This is a genomic window from Herbidospora mongoliensis, from assembly GCF_001570545.1.
Taxonomy (GTDB): domain Bacteria; phylum Actinomycetota; class Actinomycetes; order Streptosporangiales; family Streptosporangiaceae; genus Herbidospora; species Herbidospora mongoliensis.
This window is the reverse complement of sequence record NZ_BBXD01000011.1, coordinates 341319-368151: the sequence shown is the minus strand read 5'-3', so window position 1 is coordinate 368151 and position 26833 is coordinate 341319. Positions and strand designations below refer to the sequence as shown.

Sequence of the window (26833 nt, the reverse complement as noted above, 5' to 3'; positions counted from 1 at the left end):
TTCACTCGGCCCGCAGCGCCGCCCCGAGAGGGAGCCGGGCGGCGCGGCGGCCGGGGAGGAGCGCGAGCCCGAGCGCCGCGAGCAGGGCGACCGGGGCGAGCCAGATCAGCGCGGCCGACGGCGGGACGTACTGCAGCGGCATGATCCCGGCGGCGATCCGCCACAGCGCCCGGCCCAGCGCCAGCCCGAGCGGCAGCCCGACGACCAGGCCGATCGTCACGGTGACCACACCCTGGACCACCACGACGACGCGCGTCTGGCCCGGCGTCATGCCCAGCGCCCGCAGCACCGCCAGGTCCCTGGCCCGGCGGCGGACGGCGGTGAACAGGGCGTGCGCGGTCGCGCCCAGCGCCAGGACGGTGAGGAACACGCCGAGCGCGACCGGCAGCACCGCGACGTCGCGGATCTCGGCGCGCTGCGGCGGCTCGAACGGCGGCAGCACCAGCAACCGGCCGCCGGACCTGCCGGTGATCAGCGCGGCCATCTTCAGCGGGTCCTGACCTGGATCGAGGAAGACCAGGCCGCCGTGTTCCTTGAATCCGGTGAAGATCGCGTCATACGCCCCCGGGGTGATCCACGCGCCGGTGTCGTAGTCGCTCGTGCTGCTCTCGACCGCGAAACCCAGACCGGTGACGCGCATCGTGCGCGTCGCGGCGTCGCCGGTCAGCGGGATGCGGTCGCCGAGGTGGACGCCCAGGTCGCGGGCGGTCGTGACGCCCAGCACGATGTCGCCGTCCAGCCTCGGAGGACCGCCTTCCGTCAGGATGAGCGGCACCGGCGCCCCCACCGGGTCATAGGTGTGGGCCACCACGCTGACCTGGCCGGACCGGCCCGACGCCACCCTGAGGTCGAGCGCCCCGGCCACTCCCGGCACGGCCGCGATCGACGTCAGCGCCGGCCGGGCCGGCGTGAAATCGCGGCCGCCGTGGCCGAACACCACCATGAGGGCGTAGTGCCGGCCGAACCGTTCCGGCCGGGCCACCGCGTCGGCCACCCCGGCCGCGAAGACGGCCGCCGCGACCACGCCGAGCACTCCGGTCACCGCGCCCAGGAGGGCGACCCCGTTTCCCGGTTCGAGCGCGAATCGAAGGCCGGTCGTCACCGGCACGGGCAGGGCGAGCCGGGTCAGCCCCGACCGGCGGGCCGCCGCCGGGGCGGGGAGCAGGGTGACGACCGCCGCGCCCGCCGTGACCAGCGCGGTCGCGGCCAGCCAGCCCAGGCCCAGAACCGGCCAGTCGGCGTCGGCGCCGGGGGAGGGCTCGTAGAGGGCGGCGGTCCCGTAGGGCAGCCATCGGGACGCGATGATCGCCATGGCGGTCCCGGCTCCGGCGCCCAGGAACGCGGCCGGGCAGACGACCGTGGCCGTCGTCGTGGCCGCCTGACGCCGGGTCATCCCGACCGAGGCCAGCACGCGGAGGTCGGCGGCGGACGTGGTGGCGTACCGGAAGACGGCCTGTCCGACCAGGACCACAGCGGTGAGGAAGGCCGCGACGGCGAAGACCAGCAGGCTGCCGCTCTCGAACCCGATCACCCGGCGCACGTGGGCCAGCGTCTCGGCGCGCTCGATGACCTCGACGTCGCCCTGCCCGGCCAGCCATGCCCGCAGCGCGGGCAACCCGCCGTCGGCCACCCGGACCAGCCCGTTCAGGGGCGCCTGGCGCTCGGGCCCCAGGATCTCGTCCGGGTAGGCCGCCACCAGGCCGGGAGAGAGGATGAGATGGCCACGACCGGCGGGTTCGTCGACGTACCAGGTCGATCTGATCACCCCGACGATCGTGACCGGCACGCGCGGACCCGCCGGTGGACCGGTGCGGGCGCCCGCGATCGCGCCCGCCGCGTCCTGAGGCCTCGGCAGCAGCACGGTGACCTGACGGCCCACCCCGAAGCCCCGGACCGCGAAGGCCGGGGTCACCACCGCCTCGTGCGCGCTCGACGGATCGGGCAGCCGCCCGGCCAGCACGACCGGGCGCTCTATCGCGCTCATCGCCTCGGCGTCGGCCGCGACGAACGGCGAGGGCGGGTCGTCGCCCGGGTCCTCGGCCAAGGGCGCCGAGCTGTAACCGGGAAACGTCGTCACGGCCTCGACCTGCGGTAACGCCCGCAGCCCCGCCCAGTCGAAACCGGCCCGGTTGGGCACCACGACGGCGGTCGCCGGAGTGGTGACCGCCAGCAGGCGGTCGACCGCGCCGTCACCCCGCCGGGCGCCGGCCACCGCGGTCAGCACGGTGGCCGTCCCGAAGGCCACGAGGAGAGCCAGGACGAGCAGCGACCGGCCGCGCCGCCGCACTTCGAGGGGCAGCCAGACCGTGATGATCCCGTCCATGCCGGGCAGTCTGCGCGTTCGTCCCGCGCCCCGGCCAGGGGGCTGGCCCTCCTCAGTACCAGTTGTGGCTGCGGAAGTGGCCCCACGCGCCGCACGGCGAGCCGTAGCGGCCCTTGATGTAGCCGATGCCCCAGCGGATCTGGGTCCTCGGGTTGACCCGCCAGTCCCAGCCCGCCCGGCCCATCTTGTCGCCGGGGAGCGCCTGTGGGATGCCGTACGCGCCCGACCAGCGGTTGCGTGCCTTGTGGTTCCAGTTGCTCTCGCGCGTCCACAGGCTGTCGAGGCAGCGGAACTCGCGGCGGGCCCAGTCGCGGCGGGTGATGAGCCGGTGGGCGTACATCTTGCTGGTCACCTTGGTCGACGTCCGCTTCTTCCAGGTGTGACCGTCCTGCTCACCCACACAGGCGGAGGCGGGGGTGGCCCCGGCGAGCGCGGCGAAGGCGAGCATGGCCGCGACGGTGCCGCGACGTGCGCTGATGCTGTCCAAATCGGTCCTTGTCGTCGGGTCGCGTGCGGTCTTCAGGGGAGAACCCCTGTTCCGGTACGCCCATGGCGTGCGCGCACCGGTCCGCGCGGCCGAACCGGATAACAGCCCAACCCCCGGCAGGCACCGCGACGTGTCCTAGCGCGGATTGAAGTACGCCGGAGGACCGCGCCGCCGCCTCTTCGACCCCCCGAGGACGGTTGTTTGCCGACCCCGTGCCAAGCCCGGGTGATCAGACGGCCCGGCGCAGGCCTGGTGGGGCGGGTGGCAGAGGTCCCGATGGTGGGGAAATACCCCCGGCCTGGGGTTTCAGGTCGGGGTCGCGGGGTGAGCGGGACGAAAGTGACGCTGGGTAGAGTCGGGCCATGACGAATCTCGACATCCCCGTGACCACCCTCGACGGCCGGGCGACGACACTCGGCGACCTCCTCCAGGGGCGTTCGGCACTGGTCGTGAACGTGGCGTCCAAGTGCGGCCTGACCCCGCAGTACACCGGCCTGGTCCGTCTCCAGGACACCTTCGCGCCGCGTGGCTTCACCGTCGTCGGCGTGCCGTGCAACCAGTTCATGGGCCAGGAGCCGGGCACCGCCGACGAGATCCAGGAGTTCTGCTCCGTCACCTACGGCGTCGACTTCCCGCTGCTCGACAAGGTCGACGTGAACGGCGACGACCGTCACGCCCTCTACCGCGCGCTGATCGGCGACGGAGAGGACATCAAGTGGAACTTCGAGAAGTTCACGATCAACGCCGACGGCGAGGTGACTGCCCGGTTCGCCCCCCAGATCGAGCCCGAGTCGGCCGAGGTCGTGGCGGCGATCGAGAAGAACCTGTAGCGCGATCGGCAAGTTTCGGTCATGCGGGCGCGCCACTCGGCGGGCCCGCGCGGCCGTCCTCGTAGGAAGAGAGCACCGGCCCGATTCCGGCCGGAATCCGCCTGCTCTTTCCGGGGGAGGGCCATGGTCGCACCGCGCGCCCTCGCCTGCGTGGGGCTGATGTGGACGTGTCTGGCGGCCGCCGTGCCCGCCTCACACGATGTGGCGGACACTGTGGCGGACACGTTCGTCACCGGAGAGCAGGCCACCGTCGAGTTCCTCCAAGGGTGGCGGATCGGCGGCGATTCGCCCATCGTCGACCCGCACCGCCCGGTCGCCGAGGACCTGCCGTTCACCGGCGCCCCCCTGGAAGCCGTGGGCGTCGCCGCGTCCGGGCTGGCGCTGACCGCCGTGCTGCTGGCCGTCGGGGCGCGCCGCCGCAGGCGAGCCGCAGTCAGGCGGCTGCCGTGAGGTGGCCGGGAGTGAGGTGGGCGCGCGTGGGTTGGGCCCGCATCGGCTGGAAGCGCAAGGGCTGGCTGCGGACCGCCGTCGCGGCGACCGCGTTGACCGCCACCACGATCTGCCTGGCCTGGCCCGTCTACCTGGGCGTTTCGGCCGGACACCATCTTTCCGACGCCAGGGCGGCGTTTCGGCAGCTCGCCGACTCGACCCGGCTGATCCCGCCCGGCCCCGAGGTCGCGGCCCGGGTTCGCGAGGCCAGGAGCAGCGCCGAGGCGGCGACCCGATACACCTCCGGCCGTGACTGGGCGCTGCTGGCCCATCTTCCGTTCGCCGGCGGACCGGCCAGGCTGGCCCGTGACTACGCGCGGGCCGCGCTCGACCTGGCCAAGGGCCTCGAACTGCTGTTGCAGCAGGACCAGACCCGGATCCCGCAGGCCGTCACCCACCTCCAGGCCGCCCGCGCCACGCTGCCCAAGGTCGCCGCGCTGCAGCGGGTCGACACGCTGGCCGCGCTGGCGGGTCTGCGCGGGCGCTTCCTGGTCGCCGTGCAGAGCCCGGACCGGGCCCGCGCGACCGGGGGAGTGGTGCGCGGGTTCGGGGTGGTCACGATCGCGCCGACCGGGTGGACCGTCGAACCGGTCCGCGAGGTCCCGGACGCGCCCGGCACGGTTTTCGACCTCGGCGCCGGTTACGCGGCCCGCTACGGCCGCGACGCCACGCGGGAACTGGCCGCGTCGAACCGGTCACCGCATTTCCCGTACGCCGCCCGCATCTGGGTCGCCCACCACGGTCAGCCGGTCGACGGCGTGATCGGCGCCGACGCGGCGACGCTCGCGCGGCTGTCGGGCCTGGCCGGGCTGCCCGACCTGATGAAGGTCATCGACCAGGGGCACATCCGGATCTGGTCGGCCGACCCCGAGCAGCAGCGGCTGCTGGAGCGCACCCCGCTCGCCGGGACGCTGACCCCCGCCCCGGGGCCGTTCGCCTATGTGGTCGTCAACGACGCCGGCGGCGATGGGATCGGGCGCAACCTTGACCGTACCGTCGAATATCGGGTGTCCCCAGAGTGCGGCAGCACGATTTCCGCGACGCTGCGTAACGGCGACCGTGACGGGAAGGTCTGGGTGTCGGTGTTCACCTCGACGGGGTCGCGGCTGGAGAAGGCCTACCTCGACGGGAAGGTGACGGAGCCGGAAGTGGAGATGGAGCACGGCCACCCGGTGTTCTCCACCACGCTCGACCTGGTGGCGGGGGCGACCAGGACCCTTGAGCTCCAGTTCGTGGAGCCCGTGTCGGCGGTGGCTCCGGTCGTGCCGGAGCAGCCGATGGCCAAGCCCCAGCGGACCGTCATCACCGCCGGGGACCGCAACTGCTCCTGACGATCAGCTCGGTCGGCAGCGACACCGTCCGCGGGCGCCGTCCGTGCCGCAGGACCAGTTCGGCGGCGCGGTAGCCCACGTCGGACGCCGGTTGCGCGATCACCGTCAGCGGGGGCGAGCAGAGCTCCGCCCAGGGGACGTCGTCGAACATGATGAGCGACAGGTCGCGCGGAATGCGTACATAGAGCTCGCGGGCCGCCAGCACGGCCGCCTCGCCGAGCATGTTCCCCCCGGCGATCACCGCCGTCAGGTCGGCCCGCCGCTGGAACAGCCCGGCCGCGGCGGCGTAGGCCGAGTCGCGGCTCGCCCGCGCGAACACCACCAGGTCTTCGTCGAGCAGGTCGCCCATCACCTCGCGGAAGGCGGCGACCCGCTGGTTCATGCCCTGGCGGGCCAGGAAACCGATTTTGCGGTGGCCGAGCCCGGTCAGGTATTCGATCGCGGTACGCAGTCCGGACCGGTCGTCGGACAGCACCGCCGGCACCTCGTCGAGCGTGCGCGCGTGCTGGCCGGCCGACCACACGCGGCGGTCGGCGAACACGACGTTCAGCCCGGCGCGCACCACGCTGGCCCACATCTCCCCGTCGCCGCTCGGCACCGCGATGATCCGGTCCATGCTCTGCTCCAGCAGCCCGCCGACCAGGTCGGCCTCCTGCTCGGCGTCGTCACCGGTGACCCCGATCGTGACCGGCTCCCGATAGGACCGCGCGCACGACAGCACCCCGTCGCACAGCCGCGCGTAGAACCCGTCGGTGATGTCGGGCACGAGCAGCGCGACCCCGCCGCTCCGCTGCTGACGTAGGTTGCGGCCCAGGGCGCTGGGGCGGTAGTCGAGCTTGGTCGCCGCGTCGAGCACCCGCTCCCGGGTCTCCGCGCTCGCCGACCCGCCCGACAACACACGTGACACGGTCGCCACCCCGACTCCCGCCAGTTCGGCGACGTCTTTGATGGTGATCCGGCGCGGTCCAGGAGTGCTCATGGAAACGATTCCATCATCATTCCATCGTTACGGCCAGTCTCGGAACGATAACGCAACACACGATGACAAGGCGAAACCGGGCGAGTCGCTTGACACAGATGTCCGGTTCGGGTGAGATGCATGAAAACGTATCCACTTTTCCCTCACTGGGAAGGCGGCGCCGGGGTCCGCGCGTGCCTTCCGGAGCACGAAGGACGGGCATGGCATCTATCGTTCTGAAAGACGTCGACAAGATCTACGCGGGTGGGGTCAAGGCCGTGAACGGCCTCAACCTGGAGATCAAAGACGGCGAGTTCATGGTCCTCGTCGGCCCCTCGGGATGTGGCAAGTCAACCGCCCTCCGTATGATCGCCGGGCTTGAGGACATCAGCGGCGGCGAGATCGTCATCGGTGACCGGGTGGTGAACCACCTCCCGCCGAAGGACCGCGACATCGCGATGGTGTTCCAGAACTACGCCCTCTACCCGCACATGACGGTCGAGGAGAACCTCGCGTTCGGCCTCAAGCTCCGCAAGATGAGCAAGCCCGAGATCGCCAAGCGCGTGGGCGAGGCCGCCAAGATGCTGGGCCTGGAGCAGTACCTCAAGCGCAAGCCGGCCGCCCTCTCCGGCGGTCAGCGCCAGCGTGTCGCGATGGGCCGCGCCATCGTGCGTGAGCCGCAGGCCTTCCTCATGGACGAGCCGCTGTCCAACCTCGACGCCAAGCTCCGCGTGTCGATGCGCGCCTCGCTCAACCAGCTCCACGAGCGCCTCGGCGTCACCACCGTCTACGTCACCCACGACCAGGTCGAGGCGATGACCCTCGGAGACCGCGTCTGCGTGCTCCGCGACGGCATCCTCCAGCAGGTCGACACCCCGCAGAACCTGTTCGACAAGCCGGTCAACCTGTTCGTCGCCGGCTTCATGGGTTCCCCGTCGATGAACTTCGCCTACGCCGAGCTCGTCCGCGACGGCGCCGGTGCGGCCGTCTCCTTCGCCGGCTACAAGCTCCCCGTGCCCGAGTCGGCGTTCTCCGAGAAGGTCGGCCTCGAGCGCTACATCGGCAAGACCATCATTCTCGGCATCCGCCCCTCCGACTTCGACGACTCGGTCGCCGCCAACGGCAGCACCACCGGCTGGGTGCGCATCCCGGTCAAGGCCAACGTGACCGAGGAGCTCGGCTCCGAGATCAACGTCCTGTTCACCATCGACGCCCCGCCGGTGGAGCACAAGGACACCGTCGCCGCCGCCAACGACGGTGACGAGGAAGAGGCCGCCGCGCTTCCGCTGTCCGGCGACAAGTCGCTGTGGACCGCGCGGGTGAACGCCCGTAGCCACGTGCGCCCCGGCCAGAACATCGAACTGGTCGTGGACACCCACAACCTGCACTTCTTCGACGTCGAAAGCGGCCTCTCGATCGGCCACCCCGCCAACGTGGGCCGCTGACGACATACCCTTCAACGGCAGAGCCCGCCCCGCCAACTTCCCCCTCCGTTTGGCCGGGCGGGCTCTGTCTTTTTCTCTCGGCCGCCGGGGCGACACGCCCCGGCGGCCTCGCCATTTCGCGGGCCGCAAGTTTCGTTATTTCTCCTTAACGAATTCGGCTGAGGCGGGAATTCGACGAATGTAACAAGCGGGATGATCGTCGCGACATGTGGCCGAAATCGAGTCTGCTATGTTTGCCGGGCCTGATGATTTCGAGGCGCTTCGATTCCCGTTTGGAGAAATCCCTTGCCGACACGGTTCAAACGATTAACGTCCGCGCTGGTCGCGGCGGTGTTCGTTGTTCTGATGGCGAATCCGGCGCACGCAGATTTCAACCCGATCGGTTCCGAGCCCGATGTCCCTCACGCCCAGCCGGCCGACCCGGACGTTCCCGAGCGAGGCTGTGCCACGACGCTCTCCGATCCCACGAACGCGGGCGGCGGCATCCCGGCGGCCCAGATCGTCTACGCCTGGAGCGAAGAGAACGGAAACCGCTACGAGCAGTTCGTCGAGCGGATCGCCAAGATCGTCGACCGGCTCGACTGGTCGCTGGACGAGTCCAGCGACTACGACCAGCACGTCAAGCTGAGCTGCCGGACCGGCCCCGCCGGTTACGCCCGCGCCCTCGTGGTCCCCGAGAAGATCGAGGACGCCGAGATCGGCGGCGAGACCGCCGCCCACGTCATCGAGGACGACCTCGTGGCGGCGGGCTACGACCCCGTCAACCGCGTCTACATGGTGTTCGACGACTTCGACGGGACGGCGCAGGCCTTCTGCGAGCTGCTCTGCGTGGCGACGACCGACGAGTGGGACAGCGGCACCATGCTGCACGAGTTCATCCACCTGTTCGACGTCGACCACGCCAAGGTCACCGAGACGGTCCTCCATGAGGACGCCGACGTCATGTCGACCCAATGGCACACCTGGCAGGTGGACCAGGAGTTCAACAACTACTACGACCCGAGCGAGCTCACGGCGACGTTCTACACGAGCGCCTATCCCCACCCTCGTAAGGCCAACCTCGCGACCTGGTCGATGCTGACCGCGCCGGTGTGCTGCGACGTGGGCTACAGCAACGACCTGCTGACCGCGCAGGAACGCACGATCGAGGCCGACGCGCCCTACGGCTATCCCACGGGCTTCACCGTCGCCGGTGGGGGATGGATGCAGGTGACCCCGCCCGGACCTGAGAGCCTGGTGTCCTCCCGCTACTACGACGGCCGCCGGTCGCTGACCATGAACGTCCAGTCATGGGCCGAGGGCAGCCTGTCGGTGACCCGAAAGCCCGCGGTGACGCCGGGGCGGCGGTACAAGTTCTTCGCCCGCCTGACGACCGGCACCTCCGGGACCGTCAAGTTGCGCCTGACCTGGTACAACGCGTCGAACGTGCCGATCTCGACAAGCGACGGCCCGCTCGGTGGCCTGACTTCCGACTGGGCCGAGTACAACTCCACGGGGGTCGCGCCGACCGGGGCGGCGACCGTGCAGCTCTCGGTGGTCAGTCCGGCGGGCCAGACCTTCGTGTACGTGCTGGACAGCCTCCAGCTCAACCGCTGCGACAACACGCGGACCACTGACGGCTGCAGGCTGAACAGCGGCCTCCCCACCTCCTGACGACCGCGCCCGCCCCGGAAACTCACGTTCCCGGGGCGGGCTTTTTTCGGCCGGAATTATTCGGTGAAATCGATGTGAATTACCTCACGCGTAATTGCGGCGCCTGTTCGCCGGCTGACATCTTTCAGGTGTCGATATAAAGCCATCGGAGGAGCCGAAATGACCGCTGTGATCGCCGGCCGGGTGAAATTCCTGCGCCTCACGCTCATCGCCGACGCCGTCGTCACCGGGGGCAACGGGATTGTTTATCTCGTTTTCGCCGATCCCGTCAGCACGCTGCTCGGCCCCGATGCCGGCCTGCTGCGCGGCATCGGCGCCTTCCTGCTCGTGTACGGCGTCGCGGTCGGCCTGCTGGCCCGCCGCCCCGCGATCAGCCCGGCCGCCACCACGGCCGTGATCGCCCTGAACGTCGTCTGGCCCCTGGCCAGTGTCGTGGCCGTCGTCGCGGGCGCCCTCGGCCTCACCACGGCCGGCGCGATCTGGGCCGTCGCCCAGGCTCTGGTGGTCGCCGGGTTCGCCGGGGCGCAGATCGCCGGCCTGCGCAGGCTCTGACCTCCTGTCCGCACCGGGCCCGTGGCTACCGGAATGCGGGCCAGTGCTCCGGCCTTCAGGCCGGGGGTGAAGGCCCGCGCGGGAGTGCCCGCTAGGGCGCGAGCGTGCCTTGACCCGCTTGGTTTTGCTGCTCGGCCCACCAGGCGTAGGGCACCAGGACGGCGAACGGCGTGCCGTTGCGTTCAATGACGGTGTGCTCGCCGAGGTAGTGCGCGGCATTTACGCGGTCGCCCAGCTTCTCGCGTGCTTCTCGTACACCCATGCGAATCTTCACAGATTGGATGGTACACTGTGTACCGTGCGGCTTCGTTATAACTTCCGCCTCTCCCCGACCGCCGGTCAGCGTCAAGCGCTGGCTCAGGCGTTCGGGTGCGCGCGGGTGGTGTTCAACGATGGGCTGCGCTTACGGCAGGACGCCCACGCGGCCGGGCTGCCGTACATCTCGGACGGGGACCTGCCCAAGCGGGTCATCACCGAGGCGAAGAAGACACCCGAACGCTCCTGGCTGGACGAGGTGTCGGCCGTGGTGTTGCAGCAGGCGCTCGCCGACCTGAACACCGCCTACCGCAATTTCTTCGCCTCGGTGTCGGGGAAGCGGAAGGGGCCGAAGCTCGCCGCGCCCCGGTTCCGGTCGAAGAAGGACAACCGGCAGGCGATCCGCTTCACCAAGAACGCCCGGTTCTCCATCACAGCGGGCGGGAAGCTGCGCCTGCCGAAGATCGGGGACGTGCCGGTCCGCTGGTCGCGCGACCTACCCTCTGAGCCGTCATCGGTCACGGTGGTCAAGGACGCGGCCGGGCGGTACTTCGCCTCGTTCGTGGTCGAAGTCGTCAAACAATCCCTTCCCCCGGTCGAAGCCGAGACCGGCATCGACCTCGGCTTGGGCCACTTCGCTGTCCTGTCGAACGGCTGGAAGATCGACTCGCCGCGTGTCCTGCGGCGGGCCGAGAAGAAGCTCAAGCGGCTCCAGCGGGCGTTGTCCCGTAAGGCGAAGGGATCGAACAACCGGGCCAAGGCCCGTAAGGCTGTGGCCCGCCAGCACGCGAAGGTCGCCGACGCGCGCCGCGAGTTCCACCACCAGGAATCCACAAAGATCATCCGTGACAGCCAAACGGTGATCATGGAAGACCTGGCGGTCAACGGGCTCGCGCGTACCCGGCTGGCCAAGAGCGTGCATGACGCGGGCTGGTCGGCATTCGTTGACATGCTGGAGTACAAGGCCGCCCTGTACGGGCGGACCTTCCACCGCATCGACCGGTGGTTCCCCTCCTCGAAGCTGTGCTCCGCATGCGGGGCACGCGCCGAGTCCATGCCGCTCAATGTCCGGGAGTGGACCTGCCCTTGCGGGGCGGTCCACGACCGGGACATCAACGCGGCGATCAACATCCTCGCCGCCGGATGGGCGGAGAGACTAAACACCTCCCACACCAGTGGGCGGGACGGCACACGCCGTCCCGGTGGAGGGCCGGTAAGACCACCGCTCGCTGTGGCACAGCCCCGTGAAGCAGGAAGCCGCAGATGTGCCGCGTGAACGCGCGGCACGGGCTGAATCCCCGGCCTTCAGGCCGGGGAGCGCGTCAATGGAAGGTCATGCGGCTCTCGGGGTAGGGCGAGCGTGGCCGTACCGGGGCGAAGTTCAGCACTCCGCCCACCACCCGGGCCCTGATCCGCTCCAGCTGTCCCGCCGCCTGGGCGAGCGCGTCCCGTCGCGTCCGCCCGGCGCGGGCCACCAGCAGGACCCCGTCGCAGGCCAGGGCCAGCACCGACGCGTCGGTGACGGGCAGCAGCGGGGGCGCGTCCACGATCACCAGGTCGTGGTCGGCCGTCAGGTCCGACATCACGCGGTGCATCCCCGGCGAGCCCGCCAGTTCGCTCGGGTTCGAGGGGACGCGCCCGCTCGGCAGGACGTCGATGTCTCGCCACCGCTGCAACGCTTCGGGCAGCCGGGCGGAGCCGATCAGCACGTCGGTGAGCCCCATCGAGCCGTCCACGCCCAGGTAGCCCGCGATCGACGGACGCCGCAGGTCGGCGTCCACCAGCGCGACCCGCCACCCCGTCTGCGCCACGGCCAGCGCCAGGTTGATCGCCAGGGTCGACTTGCCCTCGCCGGTGCCGCAACTGGTCACCAGCAGCGAGCGCGGACGGCCGTCCACCCCCACGAACTGCAGGTTCGTCCGCAGCGCGCGGATCGCCTCGGCCCGCGGCGACGAGCCGGAGACGATCAGGGGAGGGCGGCGGTCCCGGCCGATGATCCCCAATGTGGGCGCGCCGATCGCCGCGGCGAGGTCGTCGCTGTCGGCGACCGTGGTGTCCAGCCGGGAGCGCAGCATCAGGAAGCCGTACGCGAACACCAGGCCCAGCAGGATCCCGGCCGCCGCGTTGAGCCGTGGACGCGGGGACACCGGCAGCATCGGGGGCGTCGCCGGGTCGATCACCGTCACCCTGATCGCCGACCGCTTCTCCAGGGTGTGGATCAGCCCGCTGAGCTCGCCGCCGATCCGGTTCGCCACCCGTGCGGCCCGCACCGGATCGGAGTCGGTCACGATCGCCCGCAGCAGCACCGTCCCGGGCACGGCCTCCGCCCGGACGTTCCCCGCCAGCGCCCCCGGGTCGAGGTACTCGGCCACGGCGACGTCGAGGAGCACGCGGCGGCTGGTGACCAGGCGCGCGTAGGACTTCACCCGCTGCTGGGACAGCGGGTCGGCGGAGCCCTTCTGGTCGATCATCATCGAGACCGTCGCGGCGTACCGGACCGGCATGGAGGCGGTCACCAGCAGCGCGCAGCCCGCGCCGCCGACGGCGGCCAGGACGAGGATCCACCAGCCCCGGCGCACCAGCCGGAGATATTCGGTCACGCGACCACCGCCACCCGATAGACGTCGACCTGCTGGAACGCGAGCACCCCGACGACCGCAGCACCGGCCGCGCCGGACAGGGCGACCAGGGGCGACACCATGCCCAACGTCATGGCGACACCCATGACGCCACTCACTCCCGCGCTCGCGGAGAGCACCGAGACGATCACCGGGACGGGCAGCCCGATCCGGCGCAGCCGGTGCGCCACGTGATCGGTTCCGCCGCAGGTCAGCGGCCTGTGGTGCAGAGCGCGGGCCAGCAGCACGACGCCCGTGTCGACGGTCGCGGTGAACGTCGCCAGCAGCGCCCCCGCCGGCGCCTGGGCGGGTCCTTCGAAGATCAGCAATGAGGTGCCGGCGACGGTGAAGCCGATGAACAGCGAGCCGCAGTCGCCCATGAAGATGCGGGCCGGTGTCCAGTTGTGGACGAGGAACCCGGTCGCCGCCCCGGCCAGCGCGAACGCCACCAGAGCGGCCCGCCCGGTCCCGGCGGCCAGCGCGGCGGCGCCCAGGGTCAGACCGGTCACCATCGTCACCGTGCCGAGGGCGCCGTCCATGTTGTCGAGGAGGTTGAACGCGTTCGCCGCGACCACCAGCCACGCCGCTGTCAGCGCCACGTCGAGCCAGAGCACGCCCGTCAGGTCGGCCCGCACGCCGTTGACGGCGACCAGGAGAGCGGTGGGGGTCTCCACGGCCAGCCGGGGCAGCCGCCCCAGTGGGCGGGCGTCGTCGATCAGGCCGACCAGGGCGAACACCAGCCCGCCGAAGAGCAGGGCGCGGATGCGGGGGTCGTCGGCGACGCCGAGGACGGGCAGGGCCGTGCCGAGGATGATGGCCGGGCCGCCCAGGCACGGGGTCGGGGCGAGGTGCGCCTTGTGGCCGCCGGGGTGGTCGACCAGCCGGAGCCGCAGGGCCAGCCGCCGCAGCGGCACGACGGCCAGCGCGCCCACGGCGGTCGCCGAGACGGCCGTGCCGAGCATGATCGCGGGGTTCACCGGACGCGGGCCTCGCTGATCGTGTCGAGCAGGATCTCGTCGAGGTTGCGGCGGGGCCGCCAGCCGGTCAGGGCCCGCAGCCTTGAGGAGTCGGCCACCCGGGCGGCCGGTTCGGCGACGCTTCCGTGGAAGGTGATGCCGGATGCGCTCCCGGCCAGCTCGACCACGGCCTTGGCCAGTTCCAGCACGGTGACCTCGTCGTCCGCGCCGACGTCGAAGATGCCGCCGAGGGCGAACGGCTCGTCGAGCAGCAGGGTCAGCGCCTCGACCACGTCACGCACGTGGGTGAAACATCGCACCTGCGACCCGTCGCCCAGCACGACCAGGTCCATCCCGGACAGCGCCTGCCGGATCAGCCTCGGCACGATGTGCTCGTCGCCCTGCCGGGGCCCGGCCACGTCGAACAGCCGCGCGACCACGACGAGCAGGTCCTTCTCCGTCCGCGACGTCGCCCCCGCCGGGGTGTCGCGAGGGGTGTGGTCCGCGGTGCCCACCAGCACTTTGCGGCTGTGGTGGCGGGCCGCGTCCAGCACCGCCCCGCCTTCGGCCAGATGGACGACGGCGTCGCACCCGCTGACCAGCTCGTCGAGCAGCGGCCCGTCATGAACGGACCCCTGGACGAGGCGCAGCGACGGATGCCCGCGCAGATGCCGGAGGTTGGCGGGGGAACCGGTGGACGGATCGTCCAGCACGGTGACCGTGTCACCCCGGGCGAGCAGCGCCCCGGTCAGGTGTGAGCCGACGAAACCGCTGCCCCCGGTGATCAGATGGTGCGCCACGGTGCTCCTCGGTGCTCCTCGCTGTCGGGTGGGCGAGAGAGACGGTAAGGACGCCGCAATCGCCACCCGGAGGTGACACGCACGGGCTTGCGCCACCTTTTGCGGAAATATTGGCGACCCGCGACCGGGCCGTCGCGGCAGCGCGGGGTGGGCAAAAAATACATTCCCGCTCACCACGGCAAACGGGCCGCTAATCCTTCGCAAGCGGATGCCATTACCGCTGGTCACAGCCCCACAATCGGCCCGCGCTGGACAAGACTGCCCGCCGGGCAGACATGCCGCAACGGGGCGAAACGGGGGCCGGGCCATGGGTGAGCGCATCAGGGTCATGCGGGTGATCATGGGGCTGGACGCCGGGGGACCCGCGCTCCAGGCCGTCACACTGCTCGACCATCTCGACCCCGGCCGCTTCGAGCAGCGCCTCTACACCGCCACGCCGCACGACCGCGCGCACCTCCTCCCCGAAGACGGACCCCGCGCGCTGACCCGGCTGGTCAGCGAGATGCGGCGGTTCCGGCCGGACATCGTGCACACCCACACGCCCAAGGCGGGCGCGCTCGGCCGGATGGCCGCGACGATGGCCCGCGTGCCTGCGTGCGTGCACACCTTCGACGTCCACCCCCGCAGGCCCGCGATCGAGCGGCGGCTGGCCAAGGTCAGCGAGCGGCTGATCGCCGACGGCGCGCAGGTCCGCGACGACCTGCTCGCCGCCGGGGTGGGCACCCCGCGTCAGTACGTCGTGGTCAAGCCCGGCGTGCGCATGGGCCCCGGCCCGACCAGGCAGGTCGCGCGGGCCCGGCTCGGGCTGCCGGCCGACGTGCCGGTGGTGGCGTTCGTCGGGCGCCTCACCCGGGACAAGCGGCCCGACCGGTTCCTCGACACGATCGCGCTCGTGCTGCGCGGGCTCCCGATGACGAAGGTCATCGTCGTCGGCGCGGGTGACCTGGCCGCCGACACGCGGGCCAAGTCGGGCCGGTTCGGGGACGCCATCGGGTTCTTCGGCCGCCGCGCCGACCTGGAGATCATCCACGCCGCGACCGACGTCATGCTGCTCACCAGCGACTACGAGGGGATCCCGCTGGAGCTGGTCAGGGCGGCCGCCTCAGGAGTGCCGGCCGTCGCCACGCGGGTCGGCGGGGTGCCCGAGGTGGTCGAGGACCGGGTGACCGGACTGCTCACCGAACCCGACCCGGGGCTACTGGCCGCCTCGGTCGTGCGGGTGCTGCGCGACCCCGGCTACGCGGGCCGCCTCGGCTCGGCCGCCGTCGAGAAGGCCAGGCTCTACTTCGGGCTGCCGAGGTTCGTGGACGAGGTGTCGGCGATCTACGAACACCTGGTCAAATCCTAGGCAGCTCGGCGCGGCCGAGATCAAGGACGGTGGCGGCGCCCGCTATCTGAACCGGCGGCCGATGTGCGTGGAGATACGGGCGGTGAGGTTCTGCGGCAGCAGCCGCCCGACGCCGACGACCAGCTTGTAGCGCAGGTCGGGCACGCTGACGACCTTGCCGACGGCCAGGTCGCGCATCGCGGCCTTCACCACCGGGTCGGCCTCCAGCCAGAGGAACTTCGGGATGCTGGTGGTGTCCATCCCGGCCCGCTGGTGGAACTCGGTGTGTACGAAACCAGGGCAGAGCGCCATCACCCGGACGCCGTCGGCGTTGGTCTCGGCGGCGACGGCGCCGCTGAAGTTGACCACCCAGGCCTTCGACGCGCCATAGGTGCCCCGGGTGAAGAACGCCGCGACCGAGGCCACGTTGATCACGCCGCCCCTGCCCTTCTCCCGCATGTAGGGGAGGGCGGCGTAGGTGAGCCGGAGCACCGCCTCGCAGTGCACCTTCATCATGGTGAGCTCGTCTTCGACCGGCGCGTTGAGGAACATCGCCCGATTGCCGAACCCGGCGTTGTTGACCAGCAGGTCGACGCCCTCGCGCAGCCGCTCCTCGACGACCTTGAGGCCGTCGTCCGTCGACAGGTCGGCGGGCAGCACCTCGGCCTCGACGCCGTAGCGGCGCGTGAGGAGCGCGGCCTGCTCGGCCAGCCGGTCGCGGTCGCGGGCGACCAGCACGAGAGAGAAACCGTCGGCGGCCAGGCGGCGGGTGAACGCCGCGCCGATCCCGGCGGTCGCGCCGGTGACGAGTGCGGTGGGCATGGCCCGCAGCCTAGCCTCCTGCTGATCACCCCGCTCTGCCGACCGGACGCGCGTCCGTTACGCCGCGATTCATGCATTTCGATATGACCGAATTAGCTTTCAGAAGCAGGTATCGGCCGCATGGCCGGATCTCAGGCAAGTGGGCGCCAATAGTCGGCGGGGATTTCGGTCCTCCCTGACCTGTGCACCAGGCGCCGCAGCACCCCTGACCTGCTCCGATTCGTCGGCTCGTCCGTGTTCACATATCCTCTGCCGGTTCGCGTATGACCAGTAGATTTGAGGGAAGTGCCGCTTACGCCCGTCTTATCCCTAGCGGCCTACGCTGCCGCGCACTGTGGCCTGTTGGCATAAGCGGCTACCGCCGCCTGTGATCACGTCACAACTGGAGCTAAGATCCGGGCAAGATTTGGTCAAGTTTTCCAAGATGTAACACCAGTCCCGGTAGCGGGATACTTGGAAAACGGGCACTACTACCTCGTAGACCCGCAAAGCGGAGGTATGGCCCTGTGAATAAATGGCGGGCGGGGTCCGGCACGGCGGCGGCCTTCGTGGTCGCTGCGATGATCGCCGGTCTGTCCGGGTGCGGCGGCTCCCAATACACATTCGTCCGTGACTCGGGCGGCGGCACCTACTTCAAAGTCCCTGCGGCCTGGCAGAAGGTCGACCAGAAACAGGTCGACGCGGCGGTTCTCGGCGATCCGTCGTCGGCCACCAGCCAGGTGCTGAAACAACTGACCTGGACCGTCGCCTACGACGGCCACATGCAACCGTCGATCAATCACGTGATGAGTTCGGTGCCGGGGGGCCCCGACGAGCCGTTCGCGCTCGCGATCGTGCGGACGCTCACCAAGGATCAGGCCAGCGACGTCTCGCTGAACTACCTGCGCAACATCATGAACTTCCCGGTCGCGGCCACCAAGGAAGAACGCACCAAGATGGAGGAGAACCCCGAATACCCGTACAAGAGCTTCGAGCTCACGGCCGACGAGGTGCTCGAGGGCGAAAACGGGGTCAAGGGTGTGCGGGTGCAGTTCAACCTGCGCTACATGGGCGGACCGGTGCAGACGTTCATGCAGACGAGCTACGTCTCGGCCGACGGCGGCAAGACGTCGACGTTCCTGATCCGCTGTTCCGCGACCTGTTTCCAGCAGCGCGAGGCCGAGCTCGGCGCCATCGCGCAATCGTTCAAGGTGAAGTCCAACATCGGGTAAGGAGCCCATATGAAGACGGCCCCCCCGCCGCAGTACGAGGGACTCCGGCCACCCGGTTCGGGCCCCGACGACAGGGATCCGCGGACCCGCAAGAAGATGGCCTTCTGGGATCGCGCCAAGATCATTATCGTTCTCACCGCGGTGTTCCTCCTGCTCGCCGTCAAGACGATGGGCGAGTTCGAAGGCCTCATGTCCTTCTGGGACGCGCTCGTCTACCAGGCGGAAGCCACGCCGTGGCTGCTCTGGCTGATCGGGATCGACCTGCTCCGGCAGGTGCACTTCCTGGTGAGTGAGCGTTCGGCCGCCTATCACCAGTTCTGGACCAAGAAGGTGTTCGGCGGCTTCACCCGCTGGAACCAGCGCACGTTCTCCGACTGGAACCGGTTCCGGATCAGCCGCGCCATCAAGTGGATCTTCTGGGTCACACTGCTCGCCTATGTCCTGGCGCAGCTGTTGCCAGGAGATTTGTCACCTGTCATGGCGCTGTTCCAGTTCCCGGCGCTGGTCTGGTCCTGGCTGCCGATGATCATCCAGTACAGCATGATCCTGGTGTTCGTCGTGCTCCAGTTCGTGGCGATCTTCTGGTTCCTGTCCAGAGGCGGCGTCGAGACCTACTTCCCCGACGACATCAAGACCCGGTTCGCCGATGTCTGGGGCCAGGACCACGTGGTCGACCGCGTCAAGGAGAGCATCGTCTTCCTCGAGCGGCCCGACGAGATCGAGCAGCGTGGCGGATACGTGCCCAGCGGCCTTCTGCTGTGGGGCCCGCCCGGCACCGGCAAGACCCTGATGGCCGAGGCCGTCGCGGGCGAGACCGGCAAGCCCTACGTGTTCGTCGACCCGGGCGCCTTCACCAACATGTTCATGGGTGTCGGCATCCTCAAGGTCAAGTCGCTGTTCCGCAAGCTGCGCAAGCTGTCTCTTCGGTACGGCGGCGTCATCGTCTTCTTCGACGAGGCCGACTCGCTCGGGCGTCGCGGTTCGCTGGCCCAGCAGGGCCCGCGTGGCGGCCCCGGCTTCAGCCCCGCCTTCGGCGACGCCTGTCACGGTTTCTCCTATCTCTCGGAGGGCTCGCAGCAGACGCTCTTCCGGCAGTCGGCCGCCTCCCACGCGACCGAGGCGCCCGACACGGGCCGCCGCAGCCGCTTCATGATGGGCGGCAACATGATGGGCGGGGGCGGCGGTGACATGGGCACCCTGCAGGCCCTGCTCACCGAGCTGTCCGGCCTGAAGAAGCCGCGCGGCATCATCAACCGCCACGTCCGGCGACTGCTCGGCATGCGGCCCAAGCCGCCGCCCAAGTACCGCATCCTCGTCATGATGGCGACGAACATGCCCGACGCCCTCGACGAGGCGCTGCTGCGACCGGGCCGCATCGACCGGATCTACAAGGTGGGCTATCCGGCCAAGCCCGGCCGCATCCGCACCTACCAGGGCTACTTCGAGAAGGTGCGGCACGAGCTGACCGACGAGCAGATCGACAAGCTCGCCACGATCACCCCCTACGCCACCGGCGCCACGATCAAGGACCTGGTCAACGAGTCCCTGATCACCGCGATCCGCGACGGCCGCGACGTGATCACCTGGGCCGACGTCACCAAGGCCAAGCGGCTCAAGCAGCTCGGCCCGCCGGAGGACGTCGAGTACATCGAGCGCGAGCGCCACGCAGTCGCGGTGCACGAGGCCTGCCACGCCGTGGTCGCCTACCGCACGCGGCAGCACCTCGAGATCGACATCGCCACCATCGAGAAGGGCGCCGGCTACCTCGGCATGGTCTCCAGCATCAAGCCGGAAGACCAGTTCACCCGCTGGAAGTCGGAATACGAGTCGGACATCATGGTGTCCCTGGCCTCGCTGGCCGGAGAGCGCATGTTCTTCGGCGACGACAACTCCTCGGGCGTCTCGGGCGACCTGGAGTCGGCGACCTACTTCACCGCGCTGATGGAGACTCACTTCGGCATGGGCCTGGGCATCTCCGCGCTGCCCGCGCTGCAGGAACTGGGCCTCCAGTCGGTCGGTCAGCCGGCCCCCCGGAAGGGGTCGGGCGGCCACATCGGCTTCCTGGCCGACAACCTGAAGGACCAGCGCACCGATGGTCCGAGCGGGGTGACCGACCGCATCGAGGTCAACCTGATCCGGCTGTACGAGGAGACCGAGGAACTGCTCCGGGTCAACCGGGCCGAGGTCCTGGCCGTCGCCCACGCCCTGGAGACGCAGAAGACCCTCAACGGCGAAGACGTCATCGCGATCATCGACCGCACCGTGGGTCCGCTGATCGACGGCACCGTTTACGCCGACGAGGACTTCCAAGCCGACCTGGAGGAATACCACGCGGCGGCGGTCGAGGCGCACCAAGGGCACACCAAGGTCACCGGCACGATGCCGCAGCCCCGGGTGCGTCAGCTGGCACTGCAGCCGGTAGGGGTGGGCGCAGGCAACGGCGCAGTGCCGGCCTTCGCCCCCGCCGGAACCATCACGGGCGAGATCGTTCCCGCCAACGGCTCGGTCGACTTCGTGCCGTGGGCCAACGGCAATGGCAACGGCAACGGCACACCGTTGCCGCCGCCGCCCGAGGCGTCGGGGTCCAAGCCCGAGAGCACCCGTTCGCGCGGGCTGCTCTGGGGCCTGTTCGGGGCCGCGCTCGCGCTGGCCGCGCTGGTGCTCGTGGTGATCGCCGCCTCCGGTGGCGCCATGGGAACCGCGACCGAGATCATCCCCGGTCTGCCGACCGGCACGGTCGTCGTGTTCTTCCTGATCCTGCTGGGGGTCGTCGCGATCGCGGCGATCCTGGTCGGGGTCGTCCGCGCGCAGCAGGCCAACCGGCGGCGCGCGGAGGAGGCCAGGGACCGGGCGAACGAACGGGCCCAGCTCCTCGCCGCCGCGATGGATCCGGAAGTGGCCATGCGGCTGCTCGGGTACGACGGCCGGGAGAAGTAGAAAACACAGATTAGAACCAAGGAACCGCAGTCCTGACACCACCGGACGACGGACTTACCGGAAGATCGTGAGTCGGCCTTGCCTCAACGGCGGGGCCGATTCACGTTTGTCCTCATGAAGCAGCGCCTGACAGTTGTTTTCACACTGATCGTCCTGGTCCTCACCACAGGACTGACGAGCGCCGGAGCCGGGGCAGAACCCCCGCCCAACCGCCAGTACACCGTCGACGGGGTCAGCACCCAGGAGCAGCGCACCGCCGTCTCCCGGACCGGCGCCGCCATCGACGAGGTCGCCGCCGACCGGATCGTGGTCACCGCCACGACCGAGGAGGTCGCGGCCATCCGGGCCCTGGGCCACGACGTCAAGGCCGCGCCGAACCGGCTCACCCCCGTCGTGCCGCAGCCCCTGGACTTCCCGCCCGCCGACAGCGCCTATCACAACGTCGCCGAGCTCAACGCCGAGGTGAACGCGGCCCTGTCGGCCCATCCGGCGATCATCCGCAAGGTCGCGGTCGGCACGTCGTACCAGGGCAGGGAGATCTACGCCGTCAAGATCAGCGACAACGTCGCGACCGACGAGGCCGAGCCCGAGGTGCTGTTCACCCACGGCCAGCACGCCCGTGAGCACCTGACCGTCGAGATGGCGGTCTACCTGCTGAACCTGCTCACCGACTCGTACGGCTCCGACTCCCGGATCACCGACATCGTGAACTCGCGGGAGATCTGGATCATCCCGAACGTCAACCCCGACGGCAGCGAGTACGACATCGCCACCGGCTCCTACCGGAGCTGGCGCAAGAACCGCCAGCCCAACTCCGGGTCGAGCGCGATCGGCACCGACCTGAACCGCAACTGGGCCTACAACTGGGGCTGCTGCGGCGGCTCCTCCGGCACGACGTCCTCGGAGACCTACCGGGGCCCGTCGGCCGAGTCGTCGCCCGAGATCAAGGCCGTGGCCGACTTCGTCCGGGGCCGCGTCGTCAGCGGGACGCAGCAGATCAAGGCGCACATCGACTGGCACTCCTACGGCGAGCTGATCCTGTGGCCCTACGGCTACACGACGGCCAACACCGCCGCAGGACTGACCCAGGACGACCGCGACGCGCACGCCACGCTCGGCTCGCAGATGGCCGCGACCAACAACTACACGCCGGAGCAGGCCAGCGACCTCTACATCACCGACGGGTCGATCGACGACTGGATGTGGGGCGCGTACAAGATCTTCTCCTACACCTTCGAGATGTACCCGGTGGCCTCCAACCCCGGCTTCTACCCGCCCGACGAGGCGATCGTGCCGCAGACCACCCGCAACCGCGAGGCGACGCTGCTGCTGCTGGAGAACGCCGACTGCGTCTACAAGGTCATCGGCAAGCAGTCGCAGTACTGCGGCGGCCCGCCGGCCACCACCGTCTACAGCGACACCTTCGAGACCGCCACAGGCTGGACCGCCAACCCGCTGGGCACCGACACCGCGACCATCGGCCAGTTCACCCGGGCCAACCCCGACGCGACCACCTCCAGCGGCGCCAAGCAGCTCGGCACCACCGTCAGCGGCTCGTTCGACCTCGTCACCGGTCCGCTCGCGGGCTCGGCGGCGGGCGACTACGACCTCGACGGCGGCGTCACCTCGATCCGCTCCCCGCAGATCACCCTGCCGAGCACCGGCACCCTGAGCCTGTCGTTCTCCTGGTACCTGGCGCACGGGTCGAACTCCTCCAACACCGACTACCTGCGCGTCTCGGTGAACGGCACCCAGGTCTTCCAGCAGCTCGGCGCGGCCTCCAACCGCAACGGCGCCTGGGCCTCGGCCTCGGTCAACCTGGCCGCCTTCGCGGGCCAGACCGTGCAGATCACGGTCAGCGCCGCCGACGCCGGCACCGCCTCACTCGTCGAGGCCGCCGTGGATGACGTGAAGATCACCCAGCAGTGATGGACTACCAACCCTTACCGGTGTAAACGTGGCATGTGTGATTAACGACCGGTCGCGGGGCCCTGAACGGGAGCTCGCCGTCCTGCTCCGCACCGGGCCGTTCGAACGCGCGCTCCGGGCCGCCATCGCGGCCCGGGGCCTGTCCCTGGAACGCCTCCACGCGCGGCTCGCCGAGCGCGGGGCCCATGTCAGCCTGGCCAGCCTGAGCAACTGGCAGCGCGGCCGCTCCCGTCCGGAGCGGTCGCGGTCGCTGGCCGCGGTGCGGGAGCTGGAGTCGATCCTCGGTCTGCCCGCCGACTCCCTCGTCACGCTGCTGGGGCCGCGGCGGCCCCGGGGCCGCTGGCTGGGGCACGATCCCGGCGCGATCCGTCAGCAACTCCGTGAGCTGGTGGACGCTCTGGACGACGACGAACTGCCGACTGTACTAGCAGTCGTCCGCGCCCTCAGGGCATCAGACCGGAAATGATATACCGCCGGATTTAGCCGGAAATTTCCTGGAAGCTCAGGGCAGGCGGGTGACTCCGCCCTATCTGACCTGGCGTTTCGTCATGCCCATTTTCTGGGCCTTTCGTATACGTGCGCCATCCAGGAAAGGACCCCCGATGCACCGAATCCCCCGAGTCGCGGCGCTGCTCGCTGCCACCGCGCTCGCGGGCGCGTCGCTGGCCGTGCCTGCTCAGGCCCGCCCGGCCACCGTCATGGGGACCGACAGCCCCGACGCGATCCCCGGCAGTTACATCGTCGTGCTGAAGCAGACGACCGACGTCCGCGCCCAGTCCCGCGACCTCGCCGCCGAGAACGGCGGCCAGGTGACGAACGTCTACAACCGGGCCATCAAGGGCTTCTCCGTCGAGGCCACCGCCAAGGAGGCGCGCGCCTACGCCGCCGACCCCGACGTCGCCTACGTCGAGCAGGACGCCGTGGTGACGATCGACGCCGAGCAGGCCAACCCGCCGTCGTGGGGCCTGGACCGCATCGACCAGCGCGCCCTTCCGCTGAACGCCCGCTACACCTACGCCGGGACGGGGGCGGGCGTGACGGCGTACATCATCGACACCGGCATCCTGTCCACCCACCAGGACTTCGGCGGCCGGGCCTCGTCCGGCAAGGACTTCGTCCAGAACGACAACGACGCGTCCGACTGCAACGGCCACGGCACCCACGTCGCGGGCACCGTCGGCGGCACCACTTACGGCGTGGCGAAGGAAGTGAAGCTGGTCGCGGTGCGGGTGCTCGACTGCGCCGGCCGGGGCAGCAACTCCGGCGTCATCGCCGGCATCGACTGGGTGACCGCCAACGCGGCCAAGCCCGCCGTCGCCAACATGTCGCTCGGCGGCTCGGCCTCCACCGCCGTCGACACGGCGGTCAAGAACTCGATCAAGTCAGGCGTGACCTACGGCCTGGCCGCCGGCAACGAGAGCGCCAACGCCTGCTCCTCGTCGCCCTCCCGCGTGCCGGAAGGCATCACGGTCGGCGCGACCGCCAAGAACGACGCACGGGCGTCGTACTCCAACTACGGCACCTGCCTCGACATCTTCGCGCCCGGCACCGACATCACCTCGGCCTGGTACAACTCGTCGACCGCCAAGAGCACCATCAGCGGAACGAGCATGGCGACCCCCCATGTCGTGGGGGCGGCCGCCCTCCTCCTCTCCGGTACGCCCACCGCGACCCCCGCGCAGATCAGGGACACCCTGGTCCGCAACGGCGTGACGGGCGCCGTGACGAGCCCCGGCAGCGGCTCCCCGAACGTCCTGCTGAACACGTCCGGCGGCGGCTCGTCGCCTTCGCCTTCCCCGACCGCTTCGCCGAGCCCGAGCCCGAGCCCGAGCGTGACGCCGAGCCCGACCGTCTCGCCGCGTCCGAGCGTGACTCCGACTCCCACTGCCTCGCCCACCGTCTCGCCGACGGTTTCGCCCACCCCTCGCCCCTCGGCCTCCCCGACGCCGACCGCGCCCGTGAAGAAGTGCGTGACCGCGACGAACAACGCCCACGTCTCCGCAGGCAGGGCCTACGTGGAGTTCTTCTTCCTCGTGTACGCGGAGGGCTCCAACGACTACCTCGGCCTCACCGGCAGCACCCAGCGCAGCCTCCAGGAAACCCGTTCGGGCTACTGGGACCTGGTCTCCCGCTGCGCGTGACCACCTGATCTGAAAAGGTCCGGCTCCGGCGTGGGGGCCGGACCTTTTCATGTCGTTCGCTGTGCCTCAGTCGTTACGGCGGGAGCCGGGGGCGGCCGGTTGGCGCCGGATACGGCGTGGTGCGGGAGCGGGCGGCGGTGCCGGGGTAGGCGGAGCCGTAACGGAAGAAAAGGTTCTTAGATCCTGAATTCCAGGTCTGGGACGATCTCCGCCACATCCATCTGGGCCTTCTGCAAACGCCCCGAATAGTCCCAGTTCATCGCCTGCCAGCGGGTGAACTGGTCGAGCACCCACACGCCCGACTGGCGGCTGCCGTTGCCCGACTTCCCGTTGCCGCCGAACGGCAGGTGCGCCTCCGCGCCGGACGTCGAGTTGTTGACGCTGACCATCCCCGCCGACACCCCCGCCCGGAACCGGAACGCCGCCTGCGGGTCGCGGGTGTAGATCGACGACGAGAGGCCGTAGCCGGGCAGGTTGGCCAGTTCGATCGCCTCGTCGAGGGTCGAGAAGGTCGTCACGCCGACGATCGGGCCGAACGTCTCCTCCAGGAACAGCCGGTCGGTCGGCCGCACGCCGTCGACGATCACCGGGTGGTAGAAGAGTCCCTCGGTCGGATCGCCGCCGAGGAACTTGCCGCACGGGTTCGCCTCGGTGATCCGGCCGGTCGGGCCGTGGACCGTGTGGTGGTCGTCGATCCAGGTCAGGAACTCCTCGTAGCGGTCGGCGAACTTCTGGTCGAGGAGCGGGCCCATCACCACGTCGAGGTTGGGGTCGCCGATGTGGGCCGTCACGGCCGCGGCGGTGAAGCGCGCCAGGAAGTCGGTGTGGATGGACTCGTGCACGATCACCGTGCCGAGCGAGGTGCAGCGCTGGCCGGCGGTGCCGAACCCGGCGAACAGGGCGCCCTCGGTGGCGAGCGTCAGATCGGCGTCCGGCATGATCACCATCGGGTTCTTGCCGCCGAGTTCCAGGCACGGCGACTGCAGATGCCGCCCGCACAGCTCGCCGATCTTGCGCCCGACCTCCGAGGAGCCGGTGAACCCGACCTTGTGGACGGTGCCCTCGCCGAGGGCGGTCTCCAGCCCCGCGTAGGTCTGCTCGCCGTCGGCGAAGACGATGTTGAACATCCCGTCGGGCAGCCCGGCGGCCGAGAAGATCCGGTGCAGCGCGGCGGCCGACCCCGCCGCGTACTCAGCCGGCTTCCACACCACGGAGTTGCCGCACAGCAGCGCCGGCACCAGATACCAGGACGGCACCGCGACGGGGAAGTTCCCGGCCGTGATGATCGCCGCGACCCCGACCGGTGTGCGGAAGGTGAAGAGGTTCTTGTCCGGCATCTCCGACGGGACGGTCTGCCCATAGAGCCGCCGCCCCTCGCCGAGGAAGAAGTCGCAGGTGTCGACGATCTCCCGCACCTCACCCAGCGCCTCGGCATACGGCTTGCCGATCTCCTCGGTGACCAGCCGCGCCAGCGACTCGGCGTTGGCCTCCACGAGCCGCCCGATCGACGCGATCACCCGCCCCCGCACCGGCGCCGGCACCCGGGCCCACTCCTTCTGCGCCCCGGCCGCGCTCCGGCACGCCGCCGCGAACGTCGCCGCATCGGCCAGCGCCACCTCGGCGACGACCTGGGTGAGCCGGGCGGGGTTCTTGGACAGATAAGGCGTTCCGGACGCCTCGTCCTTGCCCCCGATGACGGAAACGATCTGCCGGGTCACAAGCGACCTCCTCGTCGTGCTGGTGCTGTTCACCCTATTCCGGGCGGCAGG

At 70.1% G+C, this 26833-nt stretch carries 22 protein-coding genes; 13 read left to right on the top strand and 9 right to left on the bottom strand.

Annotated features, from left to right (window positions below; translation table 11 throughout):
- Position 1 precedes the first annotated feature (1 nt).
- Positions 2-2323: an ABC transporter permease gene (locus AW272_RS13190; RefSeq protein ID WP_066364154.1), complete on the bottom strand. Its 2322-nt coding sequence runs from the start codon at positions 2321-2323 to the stop codon at positions 2-4.
- A 52-nt stretch (positions 2324-2375) separates the two neighbouring features.
- Positions 2376-2810 carry an aggregation-promoting factor C-terminal-like domain-containing protein gene (locus AW272_RS44995; RefSeq protein ID WP_245657502.1) on the bottom strand — a complete coding sequence of 145 codons (435 nt, stop codon included), beginning with the start codon at positions 2808-2810 and terminating at the stop codon, positions 2376-2378.
- 362 nt (positions 2811-3172) lie between these two features.
- Between AW272_RS44995 and AW272_RS13180 the strand changes: the two genes are divergently transcribed.
- The 3 genes from AW272_RS13180 to AW272_RS13170 all read left to right on the top strand — a co-directional run bounded on the left by AW272_RS13180 (position 3173) and on the right by AW272_RS13170 (position 5460).
- The gene (locus AW272_RS13180; protein WP_066364146.1) at positions 3173-3640 is read left to right on the top strand and encodes a glutathione peroxidase; all 468 of its coding nucleotides are present in this window, start codon (positions 3173-3175) and stop codon (positions 3638-3640) included.
- Positions 3641-3763: 123 nt separating this feature from the next.
- Positions 3764-4090: a hypothetical protein gene (locus tag AW272_RS43150; protein ID WP_066364144.1), complete on the top strand. Its 327-nt coding sequence runs from the start codon at positions 3764-3766 to the stop codon at positions 4088-4090.
- 26 nt (positions 4091-4116) lie between these two features.
- The gene (locus AW272_RS13170) at positions 4117-5460 is read left to right on the top strand and encodes a DUF4012 domain-containing protein (protein ID WP_066364143.1); all 1344 of its coding nucleotides are present in this window, start codon (positions 4117-4119) and stop codon (positions 5458-5460) included.
- Here the strand turns inward: AW272_RS13170 and AW272_RS13165 are convergent.
- Positions 5432-6439 (bottom strand): LacI family DNA-binding transcriptional regulator, encoded by a 1008-nt coding sequence (locus AW272_RS13165; RefSeq protein WP_066364142.1) that lies wholly within the window; start codon positions 6437-6439, stop codon positions 5432-5434. The genes AW272_RS13170 and AW272_RS13165 overlap by 29 nt on opposite strands.
- A 200-nt stretch (positions 6440-6639) precedes the next feature.
- Between AW272_RS13165 and AW272_RS13160 the strand changes: the two genes are divergently transcribed.
- From AW272_RS13160 to AW272_RS13150, 3 genes are all read left to right on the top strand, one after another.
- The gene (locus AW272_RS13160) at positions 6640-7863 is read left to right on the top strand and encodes an ABC transporter ATP-binding protein (protein ID WP_066364140.1); all 1224 of its coding nucleotides are present in this window, start codon (positions 6640-6642) and stop codon (positions 7861-7863) included.
- Between the two features lie 285 nt (positions 7864-8148).
- The gene (locus tag AW272_RS13155; RefSeq protein ID WP_066364139.1) at positions 8149-9516 is read left to right on the top strand and encodes a hypothetical protein; all 1368 of its coding nucleotides are present in this window, start codon (positions 8149-8151) and stop codon (positions 9514-9516) included.
- A gap of 159 nt (positions 9517-9675) precedes the next feature.
- Entirely contained in the window at positions 9676-10068 is a 393-nt protein-coding gene (locus tag AW272_RS13150) for a hypothetical protein (protein ID WP_066364138.1), read from the top strand.
- Between the two features lie 91 nt (positions 10069-10159).
- Here the strand turns inward: AW272_RS13150 and AW272_RS42010 are convergent, their stop codons facing one another.
- Entirely contained in the window at positions 10160-10342 is a 183-nt protein-coding gene (locus AW272_RS42010) for a type II toxin-antitoxin system Phd/YefM family antitoxin (protein WP_157518526.1), read from the bottom strand.
- A 24-nt stretch (positions 10343-10366) separates the two neighbouring features.
- Here AW272_RS42010 and AW272_RS13145 point away from each other — a divergent pair, with 24 nt between their 5' ends.
- Positions 10367-11599: an RNA-guided endonuclease InsQ/TnpB family protein gene (locus tag AW272_RS13145; protein ID WP_245657500.1), complete on the top strand. Its 1233-nt coding sequence runs from the start codon at positions 10367-10369 to the stop codon at positions 11597-11599.
- 46 nt (positions 11600-11645) lie between these two features.
- Here AW272_RS13145 and AW272_RS42005 read toward each other — a convergent pair whose 3' ends face one another.
- From AW272_RS42005 to AW272_RS42000, 3 genes are read right to left on the bottom strand one after another with little or no spacing between them, the layout of a single operon-like run.
- On the bottom strand, positions 11646-12923 hold the full coding sequence (locus tag AW272_RS42005; RefSeq protein WP_066364137.1) for a tyrosine-protein kinase domain-containing protein: 1278 nt from the start codon (positions 12921-12923) through the stop codon (positions 11646-11648).
- The gene (locus tag AW272_RS13135; protein WP_066364133.1) at positions 12920-13918 is read right to left on the bottom strand and encodes an MraY family glycosyltransferase; all 999 of its coding nucleotides are present in this window, start codon (positions 13916-13918) and stop codon (positions 12920-12922) included. The genes AW272_RS42005 and AW272_RS13135 overlap by 4 nt, the downstream gene beginning before the upstream one ends.
- Positions 13915-14697 (bottom strand): NAD-dependent epimerase/dehydratase family protein, encoded by a 783-nt coding sequence (locus tag AW272_RS42000; protein ID WP_066364132.1) that lies wholly within the window; start codon positions 14695-14697, stop codon positions 13915-13917. Before AW272_RS42000 ends, AW272_RS13135 begins: the two co-directional genes overlap by 4 nt.
- A 307-nt stretch (positions 14698-15004) precedes the next feature.
- On the opposite strand from AW272_RS42000, the gene AW272_RS13125 reads away from it, so the two are divergent.
- Positions 15005-16045 (top strand): glycosyltransferase, encoded by a 1041-nt coding sequence (locus AW272_RS13125; protein WP_066364131.1) that lies wholly within the window; start codon positions 15005-15007, stop codon positions 16043-16045.
- A gap of 42 nt (positions 16046-16087) precedes the next feature.
- On the opposite strand, the gene AW272_RS13120 is transcribed toward AW272_RS13125, so the two are convergent.
- Positions 16088-16846 (bottom strand): SDR family NAD(P)-dependent oxidoreductase, encoded by a 759-nt coding sequence (locus tag AW272_RS13120; RefSeq protein ID WP_066364129.1) that lies wholly within the window; start codon positions 16844-16846, stop codon positions 16088-16090.
- A 506-nt stretch (positions 16847-17352) separates the two neighbouring features.
- Between AW272_RS13120 and AW272_RS13115 the strand changes: the two genes are divergently transcribed.
- From AW272_RS13115 to AW272_RS13095, 5 genes are all read left to right on the top strand, one after another.
- Positions 17353-18057, top strand: coding sequence for a hypothetical protein (locus AW272_RS13115; RefSeq protein WP_157518523.1), 705 nt, complete (start codon positions 17353-17355; stop codon positions 18055-18057).
- Between the two features lie 9 nt (positions 18058-18066).
- Entirely contained in the window at positions 18067-20994 is a 2928-nt protein-coding gene (locus AW272_RS13110) for an AAA family ATPase (protein WP_066364123.1), read from the top strand.
- A gap of 114 nt (positions 20995-21108) precedes the next feature.
- Positions 21109-22923, top strand: a complete 1815-nt coding sequence (locus AW272_RS13105; RefSeq protein WP_066364121.1) for a M14 family metallopeptidase — start codon at positions 21109-21111, stop codon at positions 22921-22923.
- A 28-nt stretch (positions 22924-22951) separates the two neighbouring features.
- Entirely contained in the window at positions 22952-23389 is a 438-nt protein-coding gene (locus AW272_RS13100; RefSeq protein ID WP_218010879.1) for a hypothetical protein, read from the top strand.
- A 136-nt stretch (positions 23390-23525) separates the two neighbouring features.
- Positions 23526-25064 carry a S8 family peptidase gene (locus AW272_RS13095; protein ID WP_066364118.1) on the top strand — a complete coding sequence of 513 codons (1539 nt, stop codon included), beginning with the start codon at positions 23526-23528 and terminating at the stop codon, positions 25062-25064.
- Between the two features lie 176 nt (positions 25065-25240).
- On the opposite strand, the gene AW272_RS13090 is transcribed toward AW272_RS13095, so the two are convergent.
- Positions 25241-26782 (bottom strand): aldehyde dehydrogenase family protein, encoded by a 1542-nt coding sequence (locus AW272_RS13090; RefSeq protein WP_066364117.1) that lies wholly within the window; start codon positions 26780-26782, stop codon positions 25241-25243.
- Between the last annotated feature and the right edge of the window lie 51 nt (positions 26783-26833).

Bases quoted from the DNA above. Each gene is read 5' to 3' on its own strand.
- AW272_RS13190 (WP_066364154.1), bottom strand. From the start codon at position 2,323: ATGGACGGGATCATCACGGTCTGGCTGCCCCTCGAAGTGCGGCGGCGC.
- AW272_RS13180 (WP_066364146.1), top strand. From the start codon at position 3,173: ATGACGAATCTCGACATCCCCGTGACCACCCTCGACGGCCGGGCGACG.
- AW272_RS43150 (WP_066364144.1), top strand. From the start codon at position 3,764: ATGGTCGCACCGCGCGCCCTCGCCTGCGTGGGGCTGATGTGGACGTGT.
- AW272_RS13165 (WP_066364142.1), bottom strand. From the start codon at position 6,439: ATGAGCACTCCTGGACCGCGCCGGATCACCATCAAAGACGTCGCCGAA.
- AW272_RS13160 (WP_066364140.1), top strand. From the start codon at position 6,640: ATGGCATCTATCGTTCTGAAAGACGTCGACAAGATCTACGCGGGTGGG.
- AW272_RS13150 (WP_066364138.1), top strand. From the start codon at position 9,676: ATGACCGCTGTGATCGCCGGCCGGGTGAAATTCCTGCGCCTCACGCTC.
- AW272_RS13125 (WP_066364131.1), top strand. From the start codon at position 15,005: ATGGGTGAGCGCATCAGGGTCATGCGGGTGATCATGGGGCTGGACGCC.
- AW272_RS13120 (WP_066364129.1), bottom strand. From the start codon at position 16,846: ATGCCCACCGCACTCGTCACCGGCGCGACCGCCGGGATCGGCGCGGCG.
- AW272_RS13110 (WP_066364123.1), top strand. From the start codon at position 18,067: ATGAAGACGGCCCCCCCGCCGCAGTACGAGGGACTCCGGCCACCCGGT.
- AW272_RS13105 (WP_066364121.1), top strand. From the start codon at position 21,109: ATGAAGCAGCGCCTGACAGTTGTTTTCACACTGATCGTCCTGGTCCTC.
- AW272_RS13095 (WP_066364118.1), top strand. From the start codon at position 23,526: ATGCACCGAATCCCCCGAGTCGCGGCGCTGCTCGCTGCCACCGCGCTC.